This is a genomic window from Psychrobacillus sp. FSL K6-4046 (assembly GCF_038624605.1).
Taxonomy (GTDB): domain Bacteria; phylum Bacillota; class Bacilli; order Bacillales_A; family Planococcaceae; genus Psychrobacillus.
In genome coordinates this window covers 667,794-692,901 of record NZ_CP152020.1, presented here as the reverse complement: position 1 = coordinate 692,901, position 25,108 = coordinate 667,794, and the positions used below count along the sequence as shown (strand labels likewise).

The 25,108-nt window shown below is 39.8% G+C and carries 25 protein-coding genes; 4 read left to right on the top strand and 21 right to left on the bottom strand.

Annotated elements, in window-relative coordinates:
* Positions 1-3 precede the first annotated feature (3 nt).
* The 8 genes from MKY09_RS03420 to MKY09_RS03385 all read right to left on the bottom strand — a co-directional run bounded on the left by MKY09_RS03420 (position 4) and on the right by MKY09_RS03385 (position 8,790).
* Positions 4-984 carry a hypothetical protein gene (locus tag MKY09_RS03420; RefSeq protein WP_342567576.1) on the bottom strand — a complete coding sequence of 327 codons (981 nt, stop codon included), beginning with the start codon at positions 982-984 and terminating at the stop codon, positions 4-6.
* A 214-nt stretch (positions 985-1,198) separates the two neighbouring features.
* Entirely contained in the window at positions 1,199-2,116 is a 918-nt protein-coding gene (locus tag MKY09_RS03415) for a DMT family transporter (RefSeq protein ID WP_169359498.1), read from the bottom strand.
* Positions 2,117-2,494: 378 nt separating this feature from the next.
* On the bottom strand, positions 2,495-3,754 hold the full coding sequence (locus MKY09_RS03410) for a hypothetical protein (protein ID WP_342567575.1): 1,260 nt from the start codon (positions 3,752-3,754) through the stop codon (positions 2,495-2,497).
* On the bottom strand, positions 3,751-4,428 hold the full coding sequence (locus tag MKY09_RS03405) for a hypothetical protein (protein WP_342567574.1): 678 nt from the start codon (positions 4,426-4,428) through the stop codon (positions 3,751-3,753). The genes MKY09_RS03410 and MKY09_RS03405 overlap by 4 nt, the downstream gene beginning before the upstream one ends.
* Before the next feature lie 15 nt (positions 4,429-4,443).
* The gene (locus MKY09_RS03400) at positions 4,444-5,820 is read right to left on the bottom strand and encodes a S41 family peptidase (RefSeq protein ID WP_342567573.1); all 1,377 of its coding nucleotides are present in this window, start codon (positions 5,818-5,820) and stop codon (positions 4,444-4,446) included.
* A 560-nt stretch (positions 5,821-6,380) separates the two neighbouring features.
* Positions 6,381-7,208 (bottom strand): flagellin, encoded by an 828-nt coding sequence (locus tag MKY09_RS03395; RefSeq protein ID WP_342567572.1) that lies wholly within the window; start codon positions 7,206-7,208, stop codon positions 6,381-6,383.
* Positions 7,209-7,861: 653 nt separating this feature from the next.
* The gene (locus MKY09_RS03390; RefSeq protein ID WP_169359493.1) at positions 7,862-8,323 is read right to left on the bottom strand and encodes a transcriptional regulator; all 462 of its coding nucleotides are present in this window, start codon (positions 8,321-8,323) and stop codon (positions 7,862-7,864) included.
* 131 nt (positions 8,324-8,454) lie between these two features.
* The gene (locus tag MKY09_RS03385) at positions 8,455-8,790 is read right to left on the bottom strand and encodes a hypothetical protein (protein WP_342567571.1); all 336 of its coding nucleotides are present in this window, start codon (positions 8,788-8,790) and stop codon (positions 8,455-8,457) included.
* 176 nt (positions 8,791-8,966) lie between these two features.
* On the opposite strand from MKY09_RS03385, the gene MKY09_RS03380 reads away from it, so the two are divergent.
* From MKY09_RS03380 to MKY09_RS03370, 3 genes are all read left to right on the top strand, one after another.
* A complete protein-coding gene (locus MKY09_RS03380; RefSeq protein ID WP_169359492.1) occupies positions 8,967-9,362 on the top strand; it encodes a helix-turn-helix transcriptional regulator in 396 nt (131 codons plus the stop codon).
* Between the two features lie 142 nt (positions 9,363-9,504).
* Positions 9,505-11,085 carry a hypothetical protein gene (locus tag MKY09_RS03375; RefSeq protein WP_342567570.1) on the top strand — a complete coding sequence of 527 codons (1,581 nt, stop codon included), beginning with the start codon at positions 9,505-9,507 and terminating at the stop codon, positions 11,083-11,085.
* Positions 11,082-13,793, top strand: coding sequence for a DEAD/DEAH box helicase (locus MKY09_RS03370; protein ID WP_342567569.1), 2,712 nt, complete (start codon positions 11,082-11,084; stop codon positions 13,791-13,793). Before MKY09_RS03375 ends, MKY09_RS03370 begins: the two co-directional genes overlap by 4 nt.
* A gap of 83 nt (positions 13,794-13,876) precedes the next feature.
* Here MKY09_RS03370 and ssb read toward each other — a convergent pair whose 3' ends face one another.
* Positions 13,877-14,275 carry a single-stranded DNA-binding protein gene (ssb, locus tag MKY09_RS03365; RefSeq protein WP_169359489.1) on the bottom strand — a complete coding sequence of 133 codons (399 nt, stop codon included), beginning with the start codon at positions 14,273-14,275 and terminating at the stop codon, positions 13,877-13,879.
* 247 nt (positions 14,276-14,522) lie between these two features.
* Between ssb and MKY09_RS03360 the strand changes: the two genes are divergently transcribed.
* Positions 14,523-14,957, top strand: coding sequence for a YwpF family protein (locus MKY09_RS03360; RefSeq protein WP_169359488.1), 435 nt, complete (start codon positions 14,523-14,525; stop codon positions 14,955-14,957).
* A 40-nt stretch (positions 14,958-14,997) separates the two neighbouring features.
* Here MKY09_RS03360 and MKY09_RS03355 read toward each other — a convergent pair whose 3' ends face one another.
* The 12 genes from MKY09_RS03355 to MKY09_RS03300 all read right to left on the bottom strand — a co-directional run bounded on the left by MKY09_RS03355 (position 14,998) and on the right by MKY09_RS03300 (position 24,911).
* Entirely contained in the window at positions 14,998-15,372 is a 375-nt protein-coding gene (locus MKY09_RS03355; RefSeq protein WP_342567568.1) for a hypothetical protein, read from the bottom strand.
* Between the two features lie 154 nt (positions 15,373-15,526).
* Entirely contained in the window at positions 15,527-15,967 is a 441-nt protein-coding gene (gene fabZ, locus MKY09_RS03350; protein WP_340885333.1) for a 3-hydroxyacyl-ACP dehydratase FabZ, read from the bottom strand.
* A 15-nt stretch (positions 15,968-15,982) separates the two neighbouring features.
* The gene (locus tag MKY09_RS03345; protein WP_298471502.1) at positions 15,983-16,279 is read right to left on the bottom strand and encodes a DNA-directed RNA polymerase subunit beta; all 297 of its coding nucleotides are present in this window, start codon (positions 16,277-16,279) and stop codon (positions 15,983-15,985) included.
* 15 nt (positions 16,280-16,294) lie between these two features.
* Positions 16,295-17,134: a flagellar hook-basal body protein gene (locus MKY09_RS03340; protein WP_298471505.1), complete on the bottom strand. Its 840-nt coding sequence runs from the start codon at positions 17,132-17,134 to the stop codon at positions 16,295-16,297.
* 21 nt (positions 17,135-17,155) lie between these two features.
* The gene (locus tag MKY09_RS03335) at positions 17,156-17,992 is read right to left on the bottom strand and encodes a flagellar hook-basal body protein (protein WP_169359483.1); all 837 of its coding nucleotides are present in this window, start codon (positions 17,990-17,992) and stop codon (positions 17,156-17,158) included.
* A gap of 16 nt (positions 17,993-18,008) precedes the next feature.
* On the bottom strand, positions 18,009-19,001 hold the full coding sequence (locus MKY09_RS03330; RefSeq protein WP_169359482.1) for a rod shape-determining protein: 993 nt from the start codon (positions 18,999-19,001) through the stop codon (positions 18,009-18,011).
* Positions 19,002-19,899: 898 nt separating this feature from the next.
* Positions 19,900-20,313, bottom strand: a complete 414-nt coding sequence (locus MKY09_RS03325; protein WP_342567567.1) for a hypothetical protein — start codon at positions 20,311-20,313, stop codon at positions 19,900-19,902.
* A gap of 346 nt (positions 20,314-20,659) precedes the next feature.
* Positions 20,660-20,920: a sporulation transcriptional regulator SpoIIID gene (locus MKY09_RS03320; protein ID WP_340885352.1), complete on the bottom strand. Its 261-nt coding sequence runs from the start codon at positions 20,918-20,920 to the stop codon at positions 20,660-20,662.
* 66 nt (positions 20,921-20,986) lie between these two features.
* Positions 20,987-21,646, bottom strand: coding sequence for a M23 family metallopeptidase (locus MKY09_RS03315; RefSeq protein WP_169359479.1), 660 nt, complete (start codon positions 21,644-21,646; stop codon positions 20,987-20,989).
* Between the two features lie 31 nt (positions 21,647-21,677).
* Entirely contained in the window at positions 21,678-22,619 is a 942-nt protein-coding gene (gene spoIID, locus MKY09_RS03310; RefSeq protein WP_342567566.1) for a stage II sporulation protein D, read from the bottom strand.
* Positions 22,620-23,055: 436 nt separating this feature from the next.
* Positions 23,056-24,351, bottom strand: coding sequence for a UDP-N-acetylglucosamine 1-carboxyvinyltransferase (gene murA / locus MKY09_RS03305; RefSeq protein ID WP_251552410.1), 1,296 nt, complete (start codon positions 24,349-24,351; stop codon positions 23,056-23,058).
* Between the two features lie 326 nt (positions 24,352-24,677).
* Complete coding sequence (locus MKY09_RS03300) at positions 24,678-24,911, bottom strand: DUF1146 family protein (protein WP_169359477.1); 234 nt, start codon at positions 24,909-24,911, stop codon at positions 24,678-24,680.
* Between the last annotated feature and the right edge of the window lie 197 nt (positions 24,912-25,108).

Genomic DNA, 25,108 nt, shown 5'->3' with positions numbered 1-25,108 from the left:
TGATTAATTTCTATCATTTTTTCCTTGCCCATGATGACCATGTTTGTGGTCATGCTTGTTATGGTGATCTTTATGTTTTTGATGCTTATCATGTTTTGGTTGTTGATTGTGCTTTGGTCCCTTGTGATGACGGTTTTCATCTTTACCATTAGGATGCTTTGGTTTCTGTTCAGCTTTCTTTTGTTCCTGAGCTGCTTTTTTTGCAGCCAATTCAGCGGCTTTAGCTTTTTTCGCTGCTTCTATTTCTGCTTGCTTTGCAGCTTTTGCTGCTTCGCGTTCTGCCTTTTCTTGCGCTCTTTTTGCTTCGGCCGCAGCTTTTGCTGCTTCCTTAGCTGCTTTTTCTTCAGCCTTTTTCTTTTCTAACTCTGCTTTTTTCTTATCTCTGTCTGCTTTGTCTTTGTCTTTATCCTTAATTGGAGGAACAATGACTGGTGGTGTATTTTCTTTAGGGTCCTCTTGTTTAGCTAAATAATTTTGCAGCTCCGTAACTACAGTTTTTACTTGAGCGATAATTGCTGCTTTTTTGTCTGCATTAGGTGCTTGCTGATAATCTTTGAATAACACGATTAATCGATCGATTGCAGCCGTAAGCTCTGGAGCTTTCTTTTGGTAGATATCTTTTTGAGTCGTTTCATACTCTGCAATAACTCGATTAATCACGTTCAAGATTGCTGCTTTTGCGTCATCATTACTAGCAGTTTCATATGCCTTCACCAATCCAACTAGCTTTTCGGTTGCCAATTCCACGGGAAGATCCTTGTTTGTAGTCGTTTGTTCAGTTGCTGCAGTCGTTGATGTTGCTGCAACCGCTTGAGTCGGCGTTACCTGTGCTGTCTCAGAAGCTGACGATGTTTCCTGTGTGTTTTTGTTTACGTCATTAATGTTTACGGTGTCGTAATTACTGTTCGCCCAAGCATAGCCTGCGCCTGATACTGTCAAAGTTGCCACTAATAGAGCAGCACCAGTCTTCTTCCAATTCTGCATATAATCACCTCGTATAAATTTTTGTCCAAGTAATACCCGGACACCTAGTTATTCGAAGGCTCACTCATTTTTGTGGGGGTCGCTAGCAAACTTTTTATATTTTTTTAGTTTGTTTTATTACAGGTGCCTGGCACTTGTCATAATGTTTTAAATACATTACGGGTGCCAGGCACCTGTAATACTCACGCAACAATGAAAAAGCAGCTACCGAATATCAGGCAGCTGCTTTTTTCTTTTTATGCTTTTTCCATAGATCCTCTGCTGCTCCTGAGCCGAGTATTACCCCGGCTATGATGAAGATTAGGCTGGCCAGATGATTCCACCCTAGCACTTCGTTTAAGAAAATGGCAGAGAATACTAATGAGAAAATAGTGTTTAGGTTCATGAATATCGCTGATTTAGTTGCACCCGCTTGACCTATCGAGTAGTTGTATAGCATGTGACCAACTGCTGTGCCTAGGATCGCAGAGGCAAAGAAAATCAACCAGAATACTGGATCTACTTCTGTAAATTGAACAATTGCTCCTGGCTCCTGTATAAAGCTGATAATCATTAATATAAATGAGCCGATTACAAGCATATATGCTGTCAGCAGTCTTGGATCCAATGTTCTTGCAGCCTTACTTATCACCATATAGCTCATGACCTGTGCAAGTATAGCAAGGAATACAAAGAAGTCTCCGATGGCAGAGCCCCCTAAGTCACCACCGCCTACTACAGAAAGGCTTACCCCAATTATCCCTAATACCAGACCTAGCCATTGAATCAAAGAAGGAAAATACCTTAGGATAAATGCTCCTGCTATCGCTGTAAGCATTGGCCCTGTCCCTAGGATCAGTGCTCCGTGTGTTCCACTTGTAACCGAGAGCCCTATATTCAGGAAATAGTGATGGATTACTACGTTAGTCAAAGACCCTATCGCAATATATTTCCATTCCTGCTTCGAAGGCTTTCGAATCATTTTCATTTTCCATAAAATAAGAAAAACTGTAACACCAGCTGTAAAAATACGGAAGGCGGTCAGGGTTACTGGGGATACCTCTGCGATCAAATATTTAAGCATCGGAAGATTAGCGCCCCATATTAACATAACGAGTACGAGTATACCGTAAATTTTCCACTGGTTGTTCATATAGTTATTCGCCTTACTTTCAATTTAGATTAATCTTTAGTATAGCGAAGTAATATTAATATGTTAAGTATTAGTAATCGTTTTTGATAGATTAAGATAGCAATCAAACCCAAGCATCGATCGGACGAGAAAAATTTACGACAATCCGAGGGTAGTTTCCTACAATCCATAGCTACTTTACTACAATCAAACCCAAGCCGCGCTGGCCACCCCAGATTTACAACAATCCAGCTATAAATTACTACAATCACCCAATAAATTATTACAGGTGCCAGGCACTTGTAATAATCCCGCAACGGGTCAACCACTTTTAATCAAAAAAAAGAGGATGTATGCGCTCACCTAGTGAACATACATCCTCTTTTTAATAGAATACCATTATTTATAGGTAAGGTATTTAACGTAATCCTTCCAGCTAACTGCCTTGATGCTCGTCCATGACGGTGTCTCCAACGGGAACGGTAGGAAGGCTGGGGCCATCTCTGCTTTTGGTTTATCGTCTAGGACGATCATGCCATTTTCAAGTCCTGTTGATACGACAGCATGCTTGTTTAAATGGAATGGAGTATTTACTGCAGTTCGTGTAATCTTCCCTTCAGGAGTTAACAAGTAAAGCTCGGCTTGTTCCCTTGTCGGGTTTAAAAGCCATTCTCTTTTTATCGTTACTGCGTTCTCTGCTTGTTCTGTTGTAATGGCAGAGTTCATGTTTGCGGCGAACGGTAGCTGTTCTGGCTGCTCGTTTAGTTGGATCATTACCTCGTAAAGTGGCTCCTCTGATTGCGCGTCATATTGTTTATATGCCGAAAGCCAAGGAGAGCCATTTGCAGGGACTTGTGTGATTGTTGCAATCGTTCCCTCTGCCATAGATTCGCTATGTGAAGAATAATTTCGTACGAGCATTCCTGCTTCTAGCTTATGCCATTCCTTCTCAGGCACGAAGGTAAGCAATGATTTCTCTACGGAATATATCTCGATAAAGTATTTACCGTCTTTATTCTCAATCGACCCAACGGTTCCTGCGATTGGGCTAATCAGTGACATTGCCCCTGGCTCCTGGTTTAGCTGAGCTTCCATGATCTGTAGCTGACGGTCTACCTCCGCAAGCTTTTGTTTTGCTGCTCCGATAGCCTGTGAATAGCTTCCGTCTTGAGAAAGCTGAACATCCACCTGGACATTGACATCTGTTACCTCATCACTCGTATTACTAGTAGCTGTGTCTGTATCTGTGTAAGACCCTTCTGTATTCGATCTTTCATACTCTAGGTCACTTATAATTTGATTTAACTGCATCTGTTCCTGTCTATAGGCCTGTACCTCGGTTTCCCATATGCCTCGTTGCTCTTCAGCAAAATCTGGCTTTAGCTGAGCCAGTTCGGTATCAGCACCTATTTCTTCACCTTCTGAGACCGCTAAATTACTTACTCGTTCCACATCGACAGTCACCGTGACTGCATCGGTCGGTACTACAACCGATTCTTTTTCTAGCTCCTTGGAATATGTATTCGTTTGAACAGTTTCATGATCCTTTAAGTAGTACGTTCTCGCAATCTCACTATTTTCCTCGAACAGCAGAATTGCGTTTGCTGCTATAAACGTAGAAACAATAATAGAAACTCCTATTACTAACCATTTATTCATACGGCTTGCCCCCCTTCAATCCATGTTTCAATAGGAAGAACTTCAAAGCCTGCCACAAGTAATGCCAATACTATAGGAATTGCTATTAAGATAATGATTAGATTTCGAGTAGACAATTCTGTGTAGTTACGCAGGAACTGAAACTGAATCGCAATGATTAAGCCAGTAATTAGACTTAATTCATTAAAGAAGTAAACAAAGAAATCATTATCTAAAAACACCGCTGCTAGTGGTCCAAACGATAGTACTGAAAAGTCTGTTGTATAACCAACGATTGCGTATATAACAAAGACAAATGCCTTTTCCAATAAAAGAAGTCCGACTACAAATAATTGAAGCACTGCAACTTTAGATAAGTCTACGCTCGTTAGCTTATGAAGCACGTAAGAAATGAGGAAAAAATAAAATGCCATGTAAACAAGCGACCAAAGAATAGCTCCAATTAAGGAGACAATTCTAGCAATAATATAGGTTTCACCAAATCCCTTTGCAAATAAAGTCGTAAGTCCTTCTGTGTGCATCCCCCAGATATCGCGAAGTGCAAAAAGAAGCACGCCTAACAAAGCGACCATCCATACACGTCCCTTAAAATCGCGCACTGTCGCATCCTTTAATGAATTCGCCAAGTCTTGCTGATGGAAAAGATATTTCCAAAATCTAAATTCAAAAAACACCAAGTGTTCCCCCTCTTATTGTTGAACAGTTACCTCGACGTAAGCACCTTGTTCCATCTGAATGTCTTTCGAAGATTGGAAGGTAGGGTGGATCAGTAGTAAGTAGGCTGCTCCTTTTTCTAGTTTTGTCGGTATTGCTTTAATTTGATTGGTAGATTTTTGTTCTACTTTCAAAGGGATTTTCTTGGTATCACCTAATGCGATCAATTCGATTCCCTCTTTTTTATTCAGCTGAACAGCTTCTGAAAATGTAACCGTGAATTGTTTTGTCTGCGCTACATTTTCTAGTTTAGATAATCGTTTATAAGATGGATAACTTTCTAAAATCGTATCTAAATGGGCCTTTTCAAGCTCCATTCCCTCTTTGGTCACCACCTGTGGCTGCACCCCTGTTTTATTCACAACAGTGCCTTTAGGTCCTGCAAATTCGGCCACCGTCAGTTTTAGATAAGACCCATCCGACAATGGATAAAACGACTGCATGGAGCCCTTTCCATAAGTTCGTTGTCCGTAAAGAGTAGCTGATTTGTGATCTAATAGTGCAGCCGCAGTCATTTCAGATGCACTCGCACTATAGCCATTGATCAGTACCTTTGTGTTATTAGGAAATAAATCCTTTTGCGGTATCGATTTTACTAAACCTACCTGATTTTTTAGCATTAGCATATACGCATGAGGACTATTTGGAAATAAACCAATTAGCTCCTCCGCAGTGTTTACGTAGCCCCCGCCATTATTGCGCAGATCTAAAATATAAGAGGTCGCACCTTTCTTTGCAAGTCGCTCCTTTGCTGCAATGACTAAGGAAGCGCCATCCTCTGAAAAGGAGTTGATGCTTATATAGCCAACGTTTCCATATAACATTTCAGTAGAAACAACTGGAACCTGAAAGCTTTTTCTTGTTAATATGTATGACTGTTTTTGTCCTGTAATCTTTAACACTTCTATGTTAACCTTTGTACCGGCTTTTCCTGTGATCAGTGAGGAAGCCTGCTGCACAGACATGCGCTCCGTAGAATTCCCATCCACAGAAAGAATAATGTCTCCCGGCTCAATGCCAGCCTCCTTTGCTGGAGCACCGTCAAACGTGCTCACTATTTGGATGCCTTTTTCATGTTCTTCAATTGAGATCCCGATACCAGTGGGTTTATTGTTTATCGAATCTGTGTATCTTTCAAACTCTTCCTTTGTAAAGTAGGTAGAGTACGGATCTAACTGCCCCACTATGGATTCAATGGAGTCCAGTTCTGTTATGTTAGATTGGAGCTCTCCCTTGTAATATTCCTTGACCAGTTGCCTGACTTCATCAATTGGAGCTGCCCATGTGTACATAGGTGCAAGTAATAATGTTAATAGGAATACGAATGTAGTTAATCCCGAGACCTTCCTCATACCTTTTTCCCTCTTTCTATAATCTATAAACCTATCTTAACGTAAAAAATTGTGAAATGCTAAAGCTTCTTGTATATATTTGGTTACAAAGCTTCTATTTCAGAACAAAGTAGATGGCAAAATAAGAAAAGCGTAACCGCCTATCTCTGCCCCGACAGGCAAATGGAGAAATGCGAGGAGGCAGCTCCTCAGCCACCGGAGCTTTTATCCATTTGACCCCGAGGGGCAAGGCGGTGGAGCTAGACATCAAGAAAAGCGCAACCGCCTATCTCTGCCCCGACAGGCAAATGGAGAAATGCGAGGAGGCAGCTCCTCAGCCACCGGAGCTTTTATCCATTTGACCCCGAGGGGCAAGGCGGTGGAGCTAGACATCAAGAAAAGCGCAACCGCCTATCTCTGCCCCGACAGGCAAATGGAGAAATGCGAGGAGGCAGTTCCTCAGCCACCGGAGCTTTTATCCATTTGACCCGAGGGGCAAGGCGGTGGAGCTAGACATAAATTTACCCACAGGTTCAGAATTTTATAATTTCCAGTACAAAAAAACAACCGTGAACAATGTGTCACGATTGTTTGTGCGAATTTAATAGCTGCAGCACAGATTGAGCCTGTTGCATATGCATGCTTAGTACGTATTGACTGGCCTGCATTAGTATATTAGCTTTCACTAATGCCATCATTTCCTTTGCCATATCTACGTCACGTATACGAGATTCCGCTGCAGTTAAGTTTTCTTCCATGTTAACCGCGTTATTGTAGGCGTGCTCCAATCGATTCGAGTATGCCCCCATCCGAGATCTTTCCCGAGAAACCTTGTTAATAGCATCGTCTAACCCACCGATTGAATCTTCTGCATCAGCTCTTGAGGAAATCGACAGATCATTCAAGCCAAGGCTTCCTCCTGACATATCTCCAAAGAGGAGCTCAATAGACTGTCCTGCATTTGCCCCTGCCTGAATGTTAATGGAGGTGTTAGTGCCATCAAGCATGGTTTTCGTATTGAAATTAGTATCCTTGGAGATTCTAGTAACCTCTTTTTTCAATTCCTCAAACTCAATATTAAGTAAGCTGCGATCCTCATCCGTTAAAGTATCGGTCGCAGCCTGCACTCCTAACTCACGCATACGTTGGAGTATAGCATGTGTCTCATTAAGTGCTCCCTCAGCTGTTTGCAACAACGAAATACCATCCTGAATATTACGAGCCGCCTGACCAAGACCTCTAATCTGCGCCCTCATCTTCTCCGAAATAGCAAGACCAGCCGGGTCATCCGCAGCTCGGTTAATCCGATAACCAGAGGAAAGACGTTCCATCGACCGATTAGCAACCGACCAATGCTGATTCATATTACGAAGAATAGATAACCCCATCGCATTCCACTTACCTAGCATCCCCTAACCCCCCATTCACTCTACTAACCTTTATATCGACCCACCCTCCTAGAATATCAACAAAAAAAAAAGAAAAGCGCAACCGCCTATCTCTGCCCCGACAGGCAAATGGAGAAAAGCGAGGAGGCAGCTCCTCAGCCACCGGAGCTTTTATCCATTTGACCCCGAGGGGCAAAGCGGTGGAGCTAGACATCCAGAAAAGCGCAACCGCCTATCTCTGCCCCGACAGGCAAATGGAGAAAAGCGAGGAGGCGGTTCCTCAGCCACCGGAGCTTTTATCCATTTGACCCCGAGGGGCAAGGCGGTGTAGCTAGCCAACAATTGATACTATGAAATTAACGCCTTCCTAAACAACAAAAATATTTTTAAAACACTGTCTAACCTCCTAAACATTGGGTATATATTACACATGCATTGCAGATTTATTGCAGGTGCCAGGCACCCGTAACAACAAACAACATCAACAATAACGAGCAGGAGGTTTATGTATATGGCTAAGTTGGGTTTTAATTGGGAGGATATTTTGTTTGGAATAGTAGGTTCAAGTTCATTTGTTATTCTTTTTCATTTGTTTTCATCCTTTCAGTAATTTAGCCATAAAAAAACACCTTAGCAGCAGATAAACTTTTGCAAGGTGTTTTCAAGGTATGAAATTAGTCGACATGATGTCCTCCGTACGTGTCTTTGTATTGTTGTAGTTCTCTAAATAGAGTTGCATCTTTATGGAGTAAGGCATAATCTATCATTCTATCAAAATTTTCTTTTTCTAAATGGTCTATAATTTCCTGTGTTCCTTCTAATAGCATCGAGCTAGACTCGTCTACATTGTTTGCATTAATAATGGTTTGAAGGTGTACATGAATATCAGAGACTAATAGGAGTTGGTATAGAGGAAGTCGAATAAAACGATTTCCTTTTTGGAAGACAAATACTTCGGACAGGTTCTCGACTTGTAACGAGTTAGCGTTAACTATGATCTCTTTTCCTTCTACAGGTATGAAGTCAAAAAGCTCATCGTCCTTACGCAAGGAAAAGTATTGATAGGCGAAGACCAGCTTGATCCTATCCCCTTCCAGCTGAGTATAAAAAGGCTTCATTAATTGTACAAGTAACATTCCATCCCCTCCTATCCTTTTTGAATTTTCTGATTTATTGTAGTATATCATAATATCTTTTTTTCGTGTAGTGTATTTAGCCAAAAAAGCGAACGCTAAATGCATTCGCTATTAAAATATTTCTATTTAATTTACAATGCACTCTCTATCTTCCTTTTTCCTCTAGGGCATATAAAAAAACCATATCTTTCGGCACTATATTCTACTAAAATAGCATCAAAAATCCTTTGTAGGACTTCCTCTCTTGATACCTCTTTCACACAATTTATATAGAACAGAAGCATATTTCGGTTAAAGTCCAGCTGAAGATCATAGATGCTGAAATATTCCGAGACGATTAAAGGTATATGCCTCATATCTTTTTTAGGACTTTCTACAATGTATTGTACATTTTGCTTTTTTACTCCAATTAGCTTCACATGATTTAAACCATTCTTCGAATAACCATCTAAAGAATCAAACAACAAAGGGATAAATACTTGGATTCTTTCTACTACTTTCCTCTCCTCTCTTAAGTAAATCGTCCTATAATACTTTTATACTGTATTACATCAAAATAATTACATTAATCTCCAATTTGGCGATTTTTAATCTAACCTTCTCTCTTTTCGTTATTCTTGTGGCATTGTAGAGGAGGAATTATATGGCCTTTTACGAGCATATCCGAGCGTACCGTGAACAATTAGATATTACACAAATGGAAGCTGCGAAAAGAATGGGCATTGATCATTCTGCTTTGTCTAAGTACGAAAAAGGTGATTTAGCAATCCCTATCACCTTACTGGGAACAATCCAGGAGGTTTATGCCATACCTAAGGATGATTTTTTACATATGCTGATGGGCAAGCCTTCTAAAAGTAAGAACCCTGGGCTAGAGGCGCGAGAAAGCCGAGCAAGATACTTAGAGTCCTTTTACGAGGAAAACATCGCACCACTACAGCATCTGAAAGAGTTCCGTGAGTTAGTGATGGATATTAAATCACATTCTAACGACGACAAAGAGCTCAAGCGGTATATAAAGAAATTAAAAACAGAGTAAGGTCCTCACTTTCTTCAATACTAGTGAGGCTTTTTATTTTGCTTTTTTTCCTCGGAAACAGTTTTGCTCTCCCTTTGGCTTTTATTCGAGCAGGTTTAAACGTATAATGGAAGGAAAGCCTTTTTTATTAGGAGAGATTTGTTTGAACCTAACTTCGTATCAAAAATTAGCTCGTCATTATAAAGAATATATAGATACATCGATGAGAAATATAGAAGAGAAATTAAATCCGACAGTCACAGAAGATGAGGAACTCGTAAGAAGAGCAACCTTTTTTGTACGTAATGGTGCGGTATCCATATCAAATTATTCCCTATCCGAAAACCGGGTAGATTTTGTTATCCGAGATGTAACGAATATTGAGGTTAAATATTTGCCGATGGTAGACCTCATTCATTGTCCTTGCCAAATGCAAAAGCCATGTAGACATATTGTTGCAGCCGTTTTTTATCTATATCAACAAAACTTTTCCTTATCGGATTGGGTTTCTAATTGGAAATCCAACTCGGAGCATCTACAACTATCGTTACTTTCCAATGAAAGAAATCCGAAAAACTGGGATTTAATTATCGATAATTTTTTCCGAAAGTTTATCTCAAGTTACCCGCCAACAAGCTTCTATTTGTTAGAATTTGCAATCCATGACCTTGAAGCTCAGGTTCGAAAATCTCGACCATTTGAGCGAGAATGGCAACCTATTTTTGATGTGTATGTCAAGCTAGGTATTCTGCAACGTGCCTGGTTTTATTTTAATGAATATGCCGAAACTAATATGCGCAACCGAGTGTATCAGTTTTTAACAAACTATACGGAGGATTTAGATGAGAGTCTGTCCCAGCTAGCTGCAAAACCTAGAATGTTCGCAGCAGATCCGTTTTACGATCGAATGATGGAAATTATACGTTCCTTTTACTATGAGGAGGAAGGGCTGATCTATTACCGAAAGCACATATACTTGGCTTTCTGGGATGCCCTAGTAACGGATAAGGCTACTCGTATGCAAGAGGTTAAATACCTGCAGGAGCTTACTATAGAAGAAGATGGACTCATGTTAAATATGGTGCTGCCATATTTCTATCTTACCCTGTCTATGATTGATGAGCTTTTGGAAGCAGCGGAGAATATGGATAGAAACCAACTACTAGAGTGGGTAGAGGTTAGTGAAAAGGCTCTACATGCGTCCAACAAGGATTTAGTAAATGAGCTGAGTAGAAAGCTATTGCCTCATATCTCCTATTATTTAACGGAAGTCATTCAACATCCAGCAAAGGTTATGCTCATTAGAAGACTGCAAATACTATTCAACCAAGTGGACTTAACAACAGAGGAACTGGAAAAGCTATATTTATCTTTTGGTTTATACGGGATCCAGGCATACTCCAGTTTACTAATCGAACAGAAGCGGTATAAAGAATGGATGGCGCTTCACCAGGCTACCAACTCTTCACTAGAGTATACGGAGTCCTGTGGTTTAGCGGTTGTAAGAGAGGAGGCTCCTGAAGTACTTCTTCCACTTTATCATCATTATGCCATGCGTTATATCCAAGAAAAAAACAGATACAGCTACAAGCAAGCTGTTCGCGTTTGGAAGAAAATGAAACAGGTGGCGAAGAAAGCAAACGAAATTGACTATTGGAATGCTTACGTAGAAAGTGTTCGTGAAAAGTATCGCCGACTTCGCGCCTTGCAACAAGAAATAGAGAAAGGAAACCTGCCATTATGAATAAGCCTTTATCTATTACAAAAGAATTTTCTCTGTATATCGAACAAGCAGCAAATGGAAGCTTTCTTTTATCTACAAATGCAGCTTCTATTCAAGAATGGGTGGAGGCTCTCTACTTAAATCATCGTGAAAGCTTTTTTGGACTCAATGCACAAATTGAGGATAACGTATTAGTAGCTTCTCCAGTAGAGGTAATGGAGATTTTTTCTTCCGAAGGGCATCCCTTTATCACCTTTTCTGCGGCAAATGAGTCTGCTCAAGAATGGCTAACGACGTTTAAAGAAGCTGGAGGCGTTTGGAGTTCACCTGACCTTTGGAACACAGTCGAGCTAAAGGAGAATAACTTAGAGGTTTTGGCTCCGCTTGAAGAACGAGGAAAGCAGCTTGTCCAGCATGCCATTCAGCAGAAGCTGTTTCAGGCCGGGCTGACGATGGAGGATTTACCTGCCTTAATACCTTTCTTCCAGCAGGGCGGCTGGCCGATAAAGTCCCAATCGACTCATCCGAATCTATTGGTTGCCTTACGTCTATCCGAGCCAGATGAAGCAGATGACACTTGGTTAATAGAGACAGTTGTTCGCGGTAAGAAAAGCAGTGTCTATTGGACGCCTGCCTATCGTAAAAAGACATCACCTATTAAGGAAGCACTGCCAGACAAATGGAGAGATCATAGCACCTACATCGAGGAAACTCAGGATAAAATATTTTCCCTTGTTTCCTCCATTGATGCTGTAGAATTATCTACCTTTTTCTCTTCACCGTTAACTGATGAAGAAGTGCGTGTTTTTTTACGTGATGATTTGATCAAATTACAGGCCCTTGGGTTTGAGGTTGTCCTTCCGAGCTGGCTGAAGAGCCTCAAGGAATCCAAAATGAAGGTAAAAACAATCGCAAAGACTGCTAATACGTATAAGACAGCTGCAGGTTTAAATGAAATTCTTCAGTTTAACTGGAACTTTTCTTTAAACGGTCACGAAATTTCTGCAGATGAATTTCAAAAAATGGTCAATGAAAACCGTTCTTATATTCAAGCAGGAAACGAATGGTTCCGAATTGATGCTGCTTGGATGCAACAAATCCGAAAGTTGATGAAGCAGTCCGAGGATGAAAATTGGACGGTTAAGGAGCTATTGTTCCGTGAGATTCCTGAAGAAATTGCTTTAGCCATTGATGATGACGAGCAGTCCGATGAGGATCCACTATTTCAATTTGAAATGCAGCAATCTCTTAAGGTGTTAATGGAACAACTTTCAGAGAAAAAAGGTTATCCTACGGTTGATGTCTCATCCAACCTATTAACCTCACTACGCCCATATCAGCAGCTAGGATTAGACTGGCTTGTCTTTATGCGCAATGAAAAGTTTGGTGCCTGTCTTGCAGATGACATGGGGCTTGGAAAAACTGTTCAATTAATCGCCTATCTGCTCCATGTTCATGAAAGCGGTGAACAAAAGACACCATCTTTAATTATTTGTCCGACCTCTGTTCTTGGAAACTGGCAGAAGGAGCTTGCTAAATTTGCTCCATCGTTAACTGTTCAAACTCATTATGGGACAGCACGAACACGGGAAATAGACAAAGAAGCAGATGTTGTCATTACCACTTTCGGTACTGCAATGCAGGACATTGAAGCATTACAGGAAATCGAATGGTCTAGTATTACACTCGATGAGGCTCAGAATATAAAGAACATGCATACCAAACAATCACGTGCCATTCGTAAGCTAATTGGTAAGCATCATATCGCTTTAACTGGAACACCGGTTGAAAACAGACTATCCGAGCTATGGTCCATCTTCGACTTTATCCACAAGGGATATTTAGGCTCTTTCCGTAAGTTCCAGGAAAACTATATAGCACCAATTGAGCGAGATAATTCGGACTCTGTGAAGCATAAGCTACGTGTCAAAATCCAGCCCTTCCTACTTAGAAGAACGAAGCAGGATCCTGAATTATTGCTTAACCTACCAGAAAAGCTGGAGCAGCGAGAATACTGTGGCCTCACAACCGAGCAAGCGGCTTTGTATGAGTCTCTCATACAAGAAACGGTCAGTAAGTTGGATACGCTTTCCGGCTTTGAGAAAAAAGGACTCATCTTAAAAATGCTTAGTAAGTTAAAGCAACTATGTAACCACCCTGCACTATACTTGAAGGAGCCTTTTGATGACGCAGATGACATGCTTGAACGCTCTGAAAAGCTAGCACGAATTGTGACTCTGGCTGGTGAAATCGCTGCCCGAGGCGAGCAATGTCTCATCTTCACCCAATACATTGGAATGGGCCATTTACTACAGCATTGCTTGACGGAGCTGTTCCAAATTGACGCTCCTTTCCTAACAGGAAGTATGCCAAAAAATCAGCGTGACCATTTAGTTGAAGCATTTCAGGCCAAGGAGTTCCCAGTTTTCCTTCTATCATTGAAGGCAGGGGGAACAGGACTGAATCTTACAGCTGCTAGCCATGTCCTTCATGCTGATCGCTGGTGGAATCCTGCGGTTGAAAACCAAGCGACAGATAGAGCTTATCGAATCGGACAAACGAATTTTGTTCATGTTCATAAGTTTATAACAATTGGTACCATTGAAGAAAAAATTGATAAGCTACTTGAAGAGAAGCAGGCATTGTCTGAGGAACTGATTCATTCTAGTCAATGGATCACGGAAATGTCAGATGCAGACTTGAAGGATTTACTCACCCTTTCCATTTAAATTTTTTAGCAAAAACCTGGCCAGCGATTGGTCAGGTTTTTTCTCTCTTGTATCATTTGATTTGGTTGCGGCCATTCAAATTTTTACACTGGAAGTTTTTTTATTTGTTCTGCTGGAAATTCAAAATCACTTTCTACTTGCTTATTTTCTTCTTTACTTTGTTCTGTTTCGTCACGATTTTTGGTAGCTAAAAATCGGATATCCTCCACTATAACCTCCGTAACGAATACTCTTATGCCCTCTCCTTTTTCATAAGATCTCGTATTTAAGCGGCCAGTAATTCCTACCAAGGAGCCCTTTCCACAGTACTTCACAGTTGTTTCAGCTAGTTTCCCCCAAATCGTGCAAAGGACAAAATTTGCTTCTTCGCTCTTATAGCCCTTGCTTACAGCAACTACAAATCCTGTTTGTACTCTCCCCTCGGATAAGTGTTTCAGCTGTGGAGCCTTCGTCATTCTTCCAATTATCGAAACTGTATTCAATCTGTCACCTCCTTTATTAGCCATATCATAAGCTTTACAAGCATAATTGGCAAAGTCGCATTTTAGCGTTTTGGGGCGTTATTCCAGACTAAAATTTAAAATTGAAAACCTCTTTTTCGACAACCCCTTTCTCCCTCTCATTCTTAAAAATCAAAAATAGAAATTTGCTAGTTTCATAATTATTTTTTTCCATAGAATCGCTATGCTATAATGGAGAATAATTAGCCAGACTAAAGGTGGATTGTCTATGAAAACTTTTAAAATGATTTCCGTATCCCTTATTCGTAATAATGAAGAACTGCCGATTCTTTTAGAGGATGGTATTGTGATTAACCAAGAGAATACCAGTCGATCTTGGATTTTAGAGTTATTTATCGACCAAAAACATGAGGATTTCTTTAATGAATTAAAAGCATCGAATGAATTGTTTAACGCAAAGGTTGTCATCTCTTACCCGGAAAATGAACCAGCTCATTTTGAAGTAGCGACATACTCCGTGAAAAAAATTGGTGATCACCTTTCCGTCCTGCTTCGTGGAACGTTAAAGCGTGTACGTAGAAAATATGCCGAATCATTACTGGCAGAGCTAATTGAGGATGGGTTAATCGGAGAAGAATTATTAACCCAATTTGAAAAGGACATGAAAACTAGACCTTCCTTAAAGAAAGATAAAGAAAGCTGACTCCAACTGGAATCAGCTTTTCTTTATGTGAAGAATTTCTTTATCGGTCATTGCCATCAACAGTAGGTTCTTCTACCCATGTTCCTTTATCTCTGTCTAGAGTTGAATTACCATTACCATTGTTTCCACCCATTGTACCGTTATTATCATCGTTATTTATACCACGGTTGCCATCATAATCGCCACTACGTCCGTTACCTTCGTTCATACCATCAGTTGTGCCAGTACCAGCTCCACCGCCATTACCTCCAACACCGTTACCAGTATCTCCACCTGGTGAAGGGGTGATCACACGATTACCATTGTTTAACTCTCCCATTGGTGTTTCGTTGTTTGATGGTACTGCTTCATCGTTATTACATCCAACCAATAAAAACGAACATAATGCAATAGTAGGAACAGCTTTTTTCCACATAAAAAAATTCCTCCTTTCTTGATATCGTCATCACATCTTCATGTGACTTACGATAGGTTATCCAAGAGAAGAAGGAACTATCCTATGGCATTATTACCTCTTTTTTCAACAAAAATGAAATTGTATATACTTATCTAGAGGTGAAATAATACGATTAAATGTTATTTTGAACAGGTCCTAGTGCAAACAGGATATCTGTTTCACAAACAAGCTCGCCATCTACTGTCGCAATACCGTGGCCTTTACCCATCGGCCCGCGAAGCTTAGTCAGCTCCACTTCAAGTTTCAGTTGATCGCCTGGCTTCACTTGGCGTTTGAAACGACAGTTATCTATTCCTGTAAAGAAAGCGAGTCTTCCTTTGTTTTCAGGAATTTGTAATACTGCCACTGCTCCAACTTGGGCTAGCGCTTCCACAATAAGAACGCCTGGCATTACCGGATATCCAGGAAAGTGACCATTAAAGAATTCTTCATTAATCGTTACATTTTTTAATCCTACCGCTCTTTTACCCTCTTCTATTTCCAAAATACGATCTACCATTAAAAATGGATATCGATGAGGTAGAATAGCTTGTATTTGCTCCGTTGTTAGCATGGAATCGCCCTCCAATTATTTACCGTCTTTAATGTCAAATATATGCTGGTACGTTTCCCATTTGAGCGCATCCTTTGGCTCGCCTTCGCCTATTACTCCGTAGCCGACCATAAGTCCAGCAGCTACTGCCACTGCTATAAGAGCCGCAACAATTAGGATACGCAACCAAATTGGAAACATACGAATTTGAACCCATTTAGTTTGTTTCGTTTGTTCTGTTGATTCATTTACTGGTTCTTTCTTATTTGCTTGCCCTTGTGCTTTTTCTAGCCTACGTTGTTGTCTGCTAGAAGATTTTACTTCTTCTGTCATACAAATTACTCCTTACTAGCGTATCCCATTAATTAAGCCCATCATTTGATCTGCAATGGAAATGGAACGTGCACTAAACTGATACTGCCGTTGAGTGGTCATTAAGTCTGTCATCTCTTTGGAAACATCCACATTAGACATTTCTAACACTTGGTTGCTCAAGGAAATTTCTCCTCTGGCCGCTCCTTGTAAATCTACCATAACATCCTCAGCATTTGCACCTAACTCATCTAAATTCTCTGGTATAACAATATACGCAGCAGACAAGTGTTCCATGAATTGAGGCTTTTGCAGTACAGAAACCGCTAATTCTCTTTGATCAGTTGTGCCATCTGGATACTCTGCTACTAAGACTCCGGATTCATTGACAGAGAATCTGGAAACACCTTCTCGTAAGGTAATCGCTTGTCCTTGTGCGTCGGCAACTGGATATCCTTCCCCGTTAACGAGCATCAGCTGACCATTCTCTACCGGAGAAACATAAAACGCTCCTTGACGAGTATAAGCTGTTTTTTCACCATTTTGGCCGTCTGGCATAATTACCTGAAAATATTGCTTAGGCTCCTGGAAAGCAAAATCTAGGTCTCTACCAGTAGATTGGATACTCCCTTGCTTCCAATTCATCTGCGACTGAGCAAGCGCTGCTCCCACCCCGTAACGAATACCTACAGGTGACTGTCTGTCGGCTTTATCTAACTTATCATTGTTAAATTGCTGATACAGTAATTCCTGAAACTTAACTTCTTTTGATTTATAACCATGCGTATTAGAATTGGAAAGGTTATTCCCTATAATATCTAATTGGTTTTGTAATTGGGACATCGTGTTGGTTGCTGTAATCATAGTACGTAGCATTTACCGCACCTCCTTCATTAGTTAAACTCGGCCAACCTCGTTGACTGTTTTTTGCATACTTTGATCATATGCTTGAAGTATTTTTTGATTTGCCTCAAACGTTCTATACGCAGACATGAGTTCTGTCATGGTCTTTGCAGTGTCCACGTTAGATCCTTCAATATAGCCCTGCTGCATCGCAAAGCTTACTTCTCCATTGTCATATGCGGAAGGTAGCTCATTGCCATCTTCGGTTCTAAATAAACCATTGTCTTGTTTAACTAAACGATCAGGTGTTGCTGCAAATGAAACACCAATTTGAGAAACTGACTCGTTATCCACATAAATCTGTCCATCATCGCCTACGCGGAAGTCATCATTTTGCATTTGAATGCGTTGTCCGGAAGAATTTAATACATATAACCCTTGAGCATTCGTCAGAAAGCCTGCTGCGTCTAATGTAAAGTTACCGTTTCTAGTGTATGCCTCTCCACCTGCAGGATGCTCGAGTCGGAAAAATAATGCACCTGCTTTTCCTGATTCAGCATCCACTGGAAGCCCACCATCTATTAAAGCAAGATCTGTATTCAAATCCGTTTGCTTTAGTTGTCCTTGTGTTTGCAAGGCAACAATCTCAGACATATACACGCCTGTACTAATTCCACCAACTGTAGAAAGAGATTTTCCGCTTATCGGATTCTCTGTTGGAATTTTAGTCGGCCCTAAACGTGACATTAACATATCAGGAAACGAACGAATAGTTGATTGGTCTGCTTTAAAGCCTGGTGTATTCGCATTTGCCATATTATTGGTTAATAGCTCGGTTCTTCGCTGTTGGGCAATCATTCCGGATGCTACTGTATTAAATCCTCGAAACATGATAAAGCCTCCACTCTTATCTTCTACTTATTTTATCGATATTATCAAGCATAATTCCAGTGCCAATAGCAACACAATCCATCGGTCTTTCTGCAGTAAACACAGGAACCTTCAATTCTTCCATCAATAAAGTATCCATTCCATGCAATAATGCTCCACCACCGGTAATAATTACGCCACGGTCAATAATATCTGCAGATAGCTCTGGTGGAGTCTTTTCTAGCACATTTTTAGCCGATTGTACAATAACCGATACAGACTCTCTAAGTGCATGTTCAATTTCATCGGACTTGATCATAATCGTTCTTGGTAAACCACTTACCATGTCCCGTCCGCGAATATCCATTTCCTCATGACGACTGTCTGGAAAAACTGTTCCTACCGCAATTTTAATATTTTCTGCAGTTCGTTCTCCGATCAGCAGCTTGTACTCTTTTTTAATATATTGAAGAATATCATTATCAAAAACGTCTCCAGCAACCTTAATGGATTCAGAAGTAACAATATCACCCATAGAAAGTACCGCGATATCAGTAGTTCCACCACCAATATCCACAACCATATTCCCGCTAGGTTGGAAGATATCCATGCCTGCTCCAATCGCAGCAACCTTTGGCTCCTCTTCTAAATAAACCTTTTTCCCACCAGACTTTTCTGCTGCTTCGCGAATTGCCTTTTGTTCAACACTTGTAATGTTTGTAGGACAGCATATTAAAATACGAGGCTTCGATAAAAAGCCTTTTACATTTAATTTATTGATAAAATGCTTAAGCATCGCTTCTGTCACATCAAAATCAGCAATTACTCCATCTTTTAATGGACGAATCGCTACAATATTTCCTGGGGTCCTACCTAGCATTTGTCGAGCTTCTTCTCCAACTGCTAGTACTTTATTCGTATTTCTATCTAAAGCAACCACGGAAGGCTCGTTTAATACAATTCCTTTGCCCTTCACGTGAATTAACACATTTGCTGTCCCTAAATCAATTCCTATATCTTTTGCAAACATTACTAGTGTTTCCCCTTCCTCACTAAAACTTTTATATGTAAACTCCGTAATGTATCTAACATCTAATTTTATCATAGTTTTGTCAGAATAACAGTTTTTTTAAATAGCATTTTGGACAAAAAAGTATAAAAAAATAGAAATTTTTGACGAATTAGAAACTATTATCACTATTCCTGTCTAGGTAAGTGTTCTTACTCTTATATCGGGACTTTAGGTTTAAATTAAATAGGGGGCTCTTTATTTATAAAAAAGTTACATATAGGGGAGTTGTGTCTGTCCCTGTGTCACACACAATTTCCACACAATTCGCTTCGTGACTGGGGGATCGCTTGCATAGTTGATATCTAGTGGAAAGCGGTTTTGAAAATATCACTGTTTGCAAGGATTTGGGTCTGTCCCTGTGTCACACACAATTCCCACACAATTGGCTTCGTACTGGGGGTGCTCACATAAGTTGATTTCAATTGGAAAACGGTTTTGAAAATATCACCGCTCGCAGGGATTTATTCCGCAAAGCAAAGCAATTCAAAGTGTTGCGGGAAATCCAAAAGTGTTGCGCCTTTTGATCAAAGTGTGCGTTTGGGTCTGTCCCTGTGTCACACACAATTTCCACACAATTCGCTTCGTACTGGGAGACCGCTTGCATAATTGATATCGATTGGAAAGGGTTTTTGAAAATATCACCGCTCACAGGGATTTATTCCGCAAAGTAAATCAGCTCAAAGTGTTGCGGGAAATCCAAAAGTGTTGCGCCTTTTGATCACAGTGTTGCGCTAGCCACTTAGAGTGTTGCAGTTGCGGAAACTGCTCTGCAACGTAATTGTAGTATGCGTAAGTTTACATATGAATATGTTATATTCGTCAATTGAGCAAAATAAAAAGCACCTCAATTAGCTAGCTACTGAAGTACTTTAGAAAATACGTGATTAATCCAGTAATAGTTTGGTCGTTTGCGTAAATCTTTATTTTGAATTACATAACTATCACTTGTTTTTTCACTGAAAACTATTATATTTTCATCGAGAAATAAGTACACTTTTTGCGAGTAATTTGATTTAGGAGCAATTATATAATCCGCATCGAGGACGGGATATCTTTCGTCTGATTTAATTAGCTTTATATCCTCGAATAACCTCACTAAATCATTCTGTTTATCCTCTGAAATTTGAATGGGTATTATTTTTCCATCTTTTATCTTTTGAACGGATATTGCTGCCTCTTTACTAATGTAATTTTCTTCTAAAACGTCTCCTACTGTAAGTTCCTTGGAAAAATAATTGTATAGAAGAATGCCTGCGAATAACAATATCAATATCACGCCTCCAATAAAAATATTATTCCTTTTCAACTCCACACCCCTTTCAAATATCTTACCTTTCACTTACTAATTTTGGAAAGTATATTTTCCTTTTTCGTATGTATAATCTTTTTTTATCCAACCATACTACCGTTACATAGAAGAAAAGCGTAATCGCCTGTCACTGCCCCGACAGGCAAATGGAGAAAAGTGAGGAGGCAGTTCCTCAGCCACCGGAGCTTTTATCCATTTGACCCCGAGGGGCAAGGCGGTGGAGCTAGACATCAATTTATCCACAGAATCAGAACTTTATAATTTCCTACCAATAAGAAAAGGCCGTGAAATAGTTCATTTCACGACCTTACCTATCATCTTTTTTGGTCTTCCATTTCTGTTTCGTAGCTTCTCCGCCTCGCAGATGCCTGACTGACTTATGGTAGGCAAGAATTTCCTTGACCTCCTTAGCCAGGACTGGATCTACCAGATGAAGTCTTTCCGTTAAGTCTTTGTGTACGGTGCTTTTGGAATGACCTGTTTTGCTCGCGATGGCGCGAACTGTTTTCTTTGTTTCAATTACCATTTCACCCAATCGTATGCATCTATGACGAATCGTTTCGTGCACCAACTCTTCCTTTCGTTAGTAAAGGAACTTTTCACCATTTTATGCATACGAGTGGGCTATTATGAATTAAAATGCTAGTAATGATTCCGGGTTAACAAGGACTCCATTTTCAAGTACTTCAAATTGAAGGTGGATACCTGCAGTAGGATTCCATTCATTTTCAGCTGCAGTTCCAAGAGCTTGGCCTTGTTCAACCTCGTCTCCTGCTTTTACTAGAATGCCAGCGACAGAACGATATTTTGTTTGCATACCATTTGCATGAGAGATTACGATTTCGTCTCCTAGGAATGGGTCTACGTTTACTGCTTCCACTTTACCGCTTAATGCTGCTACAACTTCAAATGGCTCATTGTTCATCGTTAAAGATACACCAGTGCTCGCTACGTAAGTTTGGTCAAACACAAGCAATGATTTCTCACGAGTTGCTTCGTCTGCCTCTAAATCATAATAGTGCTGTACAATTTCCACGTTATCTAGCATAGCTTCCTTAAAAGGATATTTCATAGATTCCGCTTTTGCATTCGTTTCAATTGCAACTTTGTCTGGATTACTTGCGTCTGTCCATTCTGATTCTTCTGCAGAATCATCGCTGACATACACATTATAACCCCAAATCATTCCGACAAACGCTACCGAAAAACCTGCATATACTAGTGGCCAAAACCAAGGTTTTTTCGGGTTCTTACTCTTCTGCTGAGAAGGCTTTTTAGATTGTTCTTCTCTCATTTTCATCACCTCTAATTGCATTGTTGGCATATTAAGGAGATTTTAAACATGGAGAAAAACTTTTTATTTTTGTTCCTGTATAGTAATGCAATAATATGTCATGTGCTTTTTTGGAATCGTTTGCTAGAACCTCGGCACCGTATTGGCTCATCCCTACTCCGTGCCCGTAACCAGTAGTTTCCACTATCACTTTATCATTTTGAAAAGCTATCTTGAAATCAGTAGAAGGCAAGCCAAGTAATGTTCTAACCTCTCTGCCTGTCCAGCTTTTCCCGTTCATTTCGATAGTCTTTACTCGATTTGAATCAGTATGTGCTATTTTCACATTGCCTACGATATTATTAGACCATTTGATCTTAAACGCGTCCGCCCACTCTTTATGAGTGAACTCAAACGTTTGTTGCACCTTCTTTGAATACTCTTCTTCCTTCTGACTTGGTACGGATACCAAATAAGGTATTGCATATCCACTATAGTTCTCAGCGCTTTCTGTTTGACCATTGCTCGTAGAAAAGAACATCGCAGTTATTAGCTGATCCTGATAGACAATAATTTCACCTTCTGTAGAAGCTACGACTCGTTGAAGCTTGTCCTCGTATTCCTTAAAGGAGTCCCCCCAGCGTTTTTTCCTTTCTTCTGGACCTACATACACTTGCTTTTGTACTGTCTTATCAATTGACTTTGATCCATAATCAGTTTCTCTTAAAACGTAGGTTCTCGCAGCAATCGACTGTGCTTTTAATGCTTCTTCATGGAATGTGATTGGCATTTCTGCAGCAACTACCCCTAACACATACGTTTCAAGAGGAATTTTCTCCTTTACCCCTTTCACCTCAATTAGTATTGGACAGTCAACTTCAATTTCAGGTACGACTTCTGGTACAGCCTTTTCTTTCACTTTGTCTTTAATCATAAGAAAAGGCAAAATCATTAGACCGATGCAAAGGATTATTAAGAGAATGTATTGTTTCATAGGATTACTATATGCAGTACAAAACTATCTCATGACGGACAAGCTTCTATGCATCTTCCTAAAAGAATAGTAGTCTACTAGATAAATACCCATTTAAACGCATTTTAAGGGGTATAGAACCCATTTTTTATAAATAGTTGAGGGAAAATATCTTAAAAGTATTACTCTTCTCAAAACGGCTTAAAATACTAATTAGGAAATTAAACAAGTGTTCCTTATGCTTTATACACTTAAAAGCATTTTAGCTAACGAAGGAATAGATTGCTCTTCTATTCATAAAACAGCTCGCGAAGATACAATTTCGCGAGCTACCCGCTATTCGTTAGTGAAATCCTTGCTTACTTTCTATTGCCCGTAAAACCACTCCTGATTTAATGTAAAAAAATCCACAAAAAAAGCACAATGCAGGAATAAATGCATTGTGCCTTTCATATGATTAAACGAGCTGAGCCGCTTTTTCGGTATTTTCTGTTCCAATACGCTCAATGTCAGCACCTAAAGCAGCTAACTTTTTGTCAAAATTAACATAACCGCGATCTAAATGATAAAGCTGTGTTACTCGAGTTACGCCCTCAGCCACTAAACCTGCAATAATTAGAGCTGCAGCTGCACGAAGATCCGTAGCCGCCACCTCTGCACCTTGTAGGTTAGATGGAGAATCCATCATCACAGAACGTCCCTCAATTTTCATATTACCATTCATACGTCTAAATTCTTCTACGTGCATAAAACGGTTTTCAAAAACTGTTTCTGTAATAATACCTGTACCGTGAGCTGTCATCATCAATGCCATCATTTGTGATTGCATATCTGTTGGGAATCCAGGGTGTGGCATTGTTTTAACATCCACTGATTTTAAGTTTCCATTAGAGCGCACACGAAGACCTTGGCCCTCTTCTTTAATCTCAATGCCCATTTCCTGCATTTTAGAAATAAGAGCTGTCATATGCTCTGGTACAGCATTTTCAATTAATACATCGCCTTTTGTAATTGCTGCAGCAACCATAAAAGTTCCTGCTTCAATACGGTCCGGAATAATGTGATGCTCAGTACCGTGTAATTCTTCTACACCCTCGATACGGATTGTATCTGTACCTGCACCTTTAACTTTACCGCCCATTTCATTGATAAAGTTTGCTAAATCAACAATTTCTGGTTCTTTCGCAGCGTTTTCAATAACTGTAATTCCTTCAGCTAGAGCTGCTGCAGTCATGATGTTTTCTGTCGCTCCAACACTTGGTACGTCTAGATAGATTTTAGCACCTTTTAAACGTCCAGTTGTTTTAGCTTCGACAAATCCATGTCCAAATGAAATTTCTGCACCCATTGCTTCAAAGCCTTTTAAATGTTGGTCAATTGGTCTAGAGCCAATAGCACAACCACCTGGTAATGCAACTCGAGCAAAACCATTACGAGCAAGAATTGGTCCCATTACAAGAATGGATGCTCTCATTTTACGCACATACTCAAACTGTGCTTCACTTGATAATTTTTGTTGAGAGTCAATTATTACTTCGTTTAGTTCGGGGCTATATGAAATTTCTGTATTTAAACTTTTTAGTACTTCATTTATCGTCAAAACATCTGCAAGTGTTGGTACATCTTTAATTACGTTCTTACCCTTTGTCGCGAGTAGAGCTGCTGCTAATACAGGTAATACTGCATTTTTAGCACCTTCGACCCGTACGTTACCTGTTAACCTTTGGCCGCCTTTAACAACAATTTTATCCACTTAGTTCCCTCCGCGTTCATAATCCTCTTTAGCTGATATATAAAAGAAAAATATGTATGGTGTTGTTTATTATTTCAAAACAATATCATCATACAACGTATTTCGACTATATACAAGCACCGAAAACCCTATTTTCATGTCCTCTTTTGGTAAATTTTCTTAGTCTATTATACGTAGTACCCAGTCTTTTCGTGTAGATATTTATAAATTACCCTACATGTTTTGTAATAAACATCTTCGACAGCATATTTCCCAGGAAATATGAGGAGATTCTACATGCTCATACAAACTTGTCCATAATTTGCATGAGCATGTAGGATCTTCTACTAAAATAAGTACTGTAACTGGTTAGACCAGGAAGTTAAATTTAAGAAAAAGTTTGCTACTGTAGAACCTAACATAATGCTTGCCAAAATAAAGAAAAGCTGGGCTTGAAATACATGATTCTTTTTAATAAATTTGTCCACCATAAGAGCTTGTAAAGCATAAAACGAAATACCAATAAAAAAGATATTTGCAAGAATGGCAATTAATGCTTGCTCTGAATTTAAAAGACCCATATTTCCCCTCCACTTTAGCTAAATCTTTCGTTTTTATACTTCTAAGAAGAATATTCATCAAATTCTTCCATGTTTTCATTTGATCAAAAATGTAAATAATACATGTATAGTCTATAAAAAAGTATAAATGATCAAAAGACTAACTACCTGTTCATTTAATAGCCGAGAAAGATTACAGTTCCAATTAGTCAATCAAA

Coding starts and splice junctions, on each gene's coding strand:
- MKY09_RS03400 (WP_342567573.1), bottom strand. CDS start 5,820: ATGAGGAAGGTCTCGGGATTAACTACATTCGTATTCCTATTAACATTA.
- MKY09_RS03340 (WP_298471505.1), bottom strand. CDS start 17,134: ATGCTACGTACTATGATTACAGCAACCAACACGATGTCCCAATTACAA.
- MKY09_RS03355 (WP_342567568.1), bottom strand. CDS start 15,372: ATGTGGAAAAAAGCTGTTCCTACTATTGCATTATGTTCGTTTTTATTG.
- MKY09_RS03360 (WP_169359488.1), top strand. CDS start 14,523: ATGAAAACTTTTAAAATGATTTCCGTATCCCTTATTCGTAATAATGAA.
- MKY09_RS03370 (WP_342567569.1), top strand. CDS start 11,082: ATGAATAAGCCTTTATCTATTACAAAAGAATTTTCTCTGTATATCGAA.
- MKY09_RS03390 (WP_169359493.1), bottom strand. CDS start 8,323: ATGTTACTTGTACAATTAATGAAGCCTTTTTATACTCAGCTGGAAGGG.
- MKY09_RS03415 (WP_169359498.1), bottom strand. CDS start 2,116: ATGAACAACCAGTGGAAAATTTACGGTATACTCGTACTCGTTATGTTA.
- MKY09_RS03410 (WP_342567575.1), bottom strand. CDS start 3,754: ATGAATAAATGGTTAGTAATAGGAGTTTCTATTATTGTTTCTACGTTT.
- MKY09_RS03300 (WP_169359477.1), bottom strand. CDS start 24,911: ATGGGTCTTTTAAATTCAGAGCAAGCATTAATTGCCATTCTTGCAAAT.
- MKY09_RS03315 (WP_169359479.1), bottom strand. CDS start 21,646: ATGAGAGAAGAACAATCTAAAAAGCCTTCTCAGCAGAAGAGTAAGAAC.
- MKY09_RS03395 (WP_342567572.1), bottom strand. CDS start 7,208: ATGCTAGGTAAGTGGAATGCGATGGGGTTATCTATTCTTCGTAATATG.
- fabZ (WP_340885333.1), bottom strand. CDS start 15,967: ATGCTAACAACGGAGCAAATACAAGCTATTCTACCTCATCGATATCCA.
- spoIID (WP_342567566.1), bottom strand. CDS start 22,619: ATGAAACAATACATTCTCTTAATAATCCTTTGCATCGGTCTAATGATT.
- MKY09_RS03420 (WP_342567576.1), bottom strand. CDS start 984: ATGCAGAATTGGAAGAAGACTGGTGCTGCTCTATTAGTGGCAACTTTG.
- MKY09_RS03345 (WP_298471502.1), bottom strand. CDS start 16,279: ATGACAGAAGAAGTAAAATCTTCTAGCAGACAACAACGTAGGCTAGAA.
- MKY09_RS03335 (WP_169359483.1), bottom strand. CDS start 17,992: ATGTTTCGAGGATTTAATACAGTAGCATCCGGAATGATTGCCCAACAG.
- MKY09_RS03330 (WP_169359482.1), bottom strand. CDS start 19,001: ATGTTTGCAAAAGATATAGGAATTGATTTAGGGACAGCAAATGTGTTA.
- MKY09_RS03380 (WP_169359492.1), top strand. CDS start 8,967: ATGGCCTTTTACGAGCATATCCGAGCGTACCGTGAACAATTAGATATT.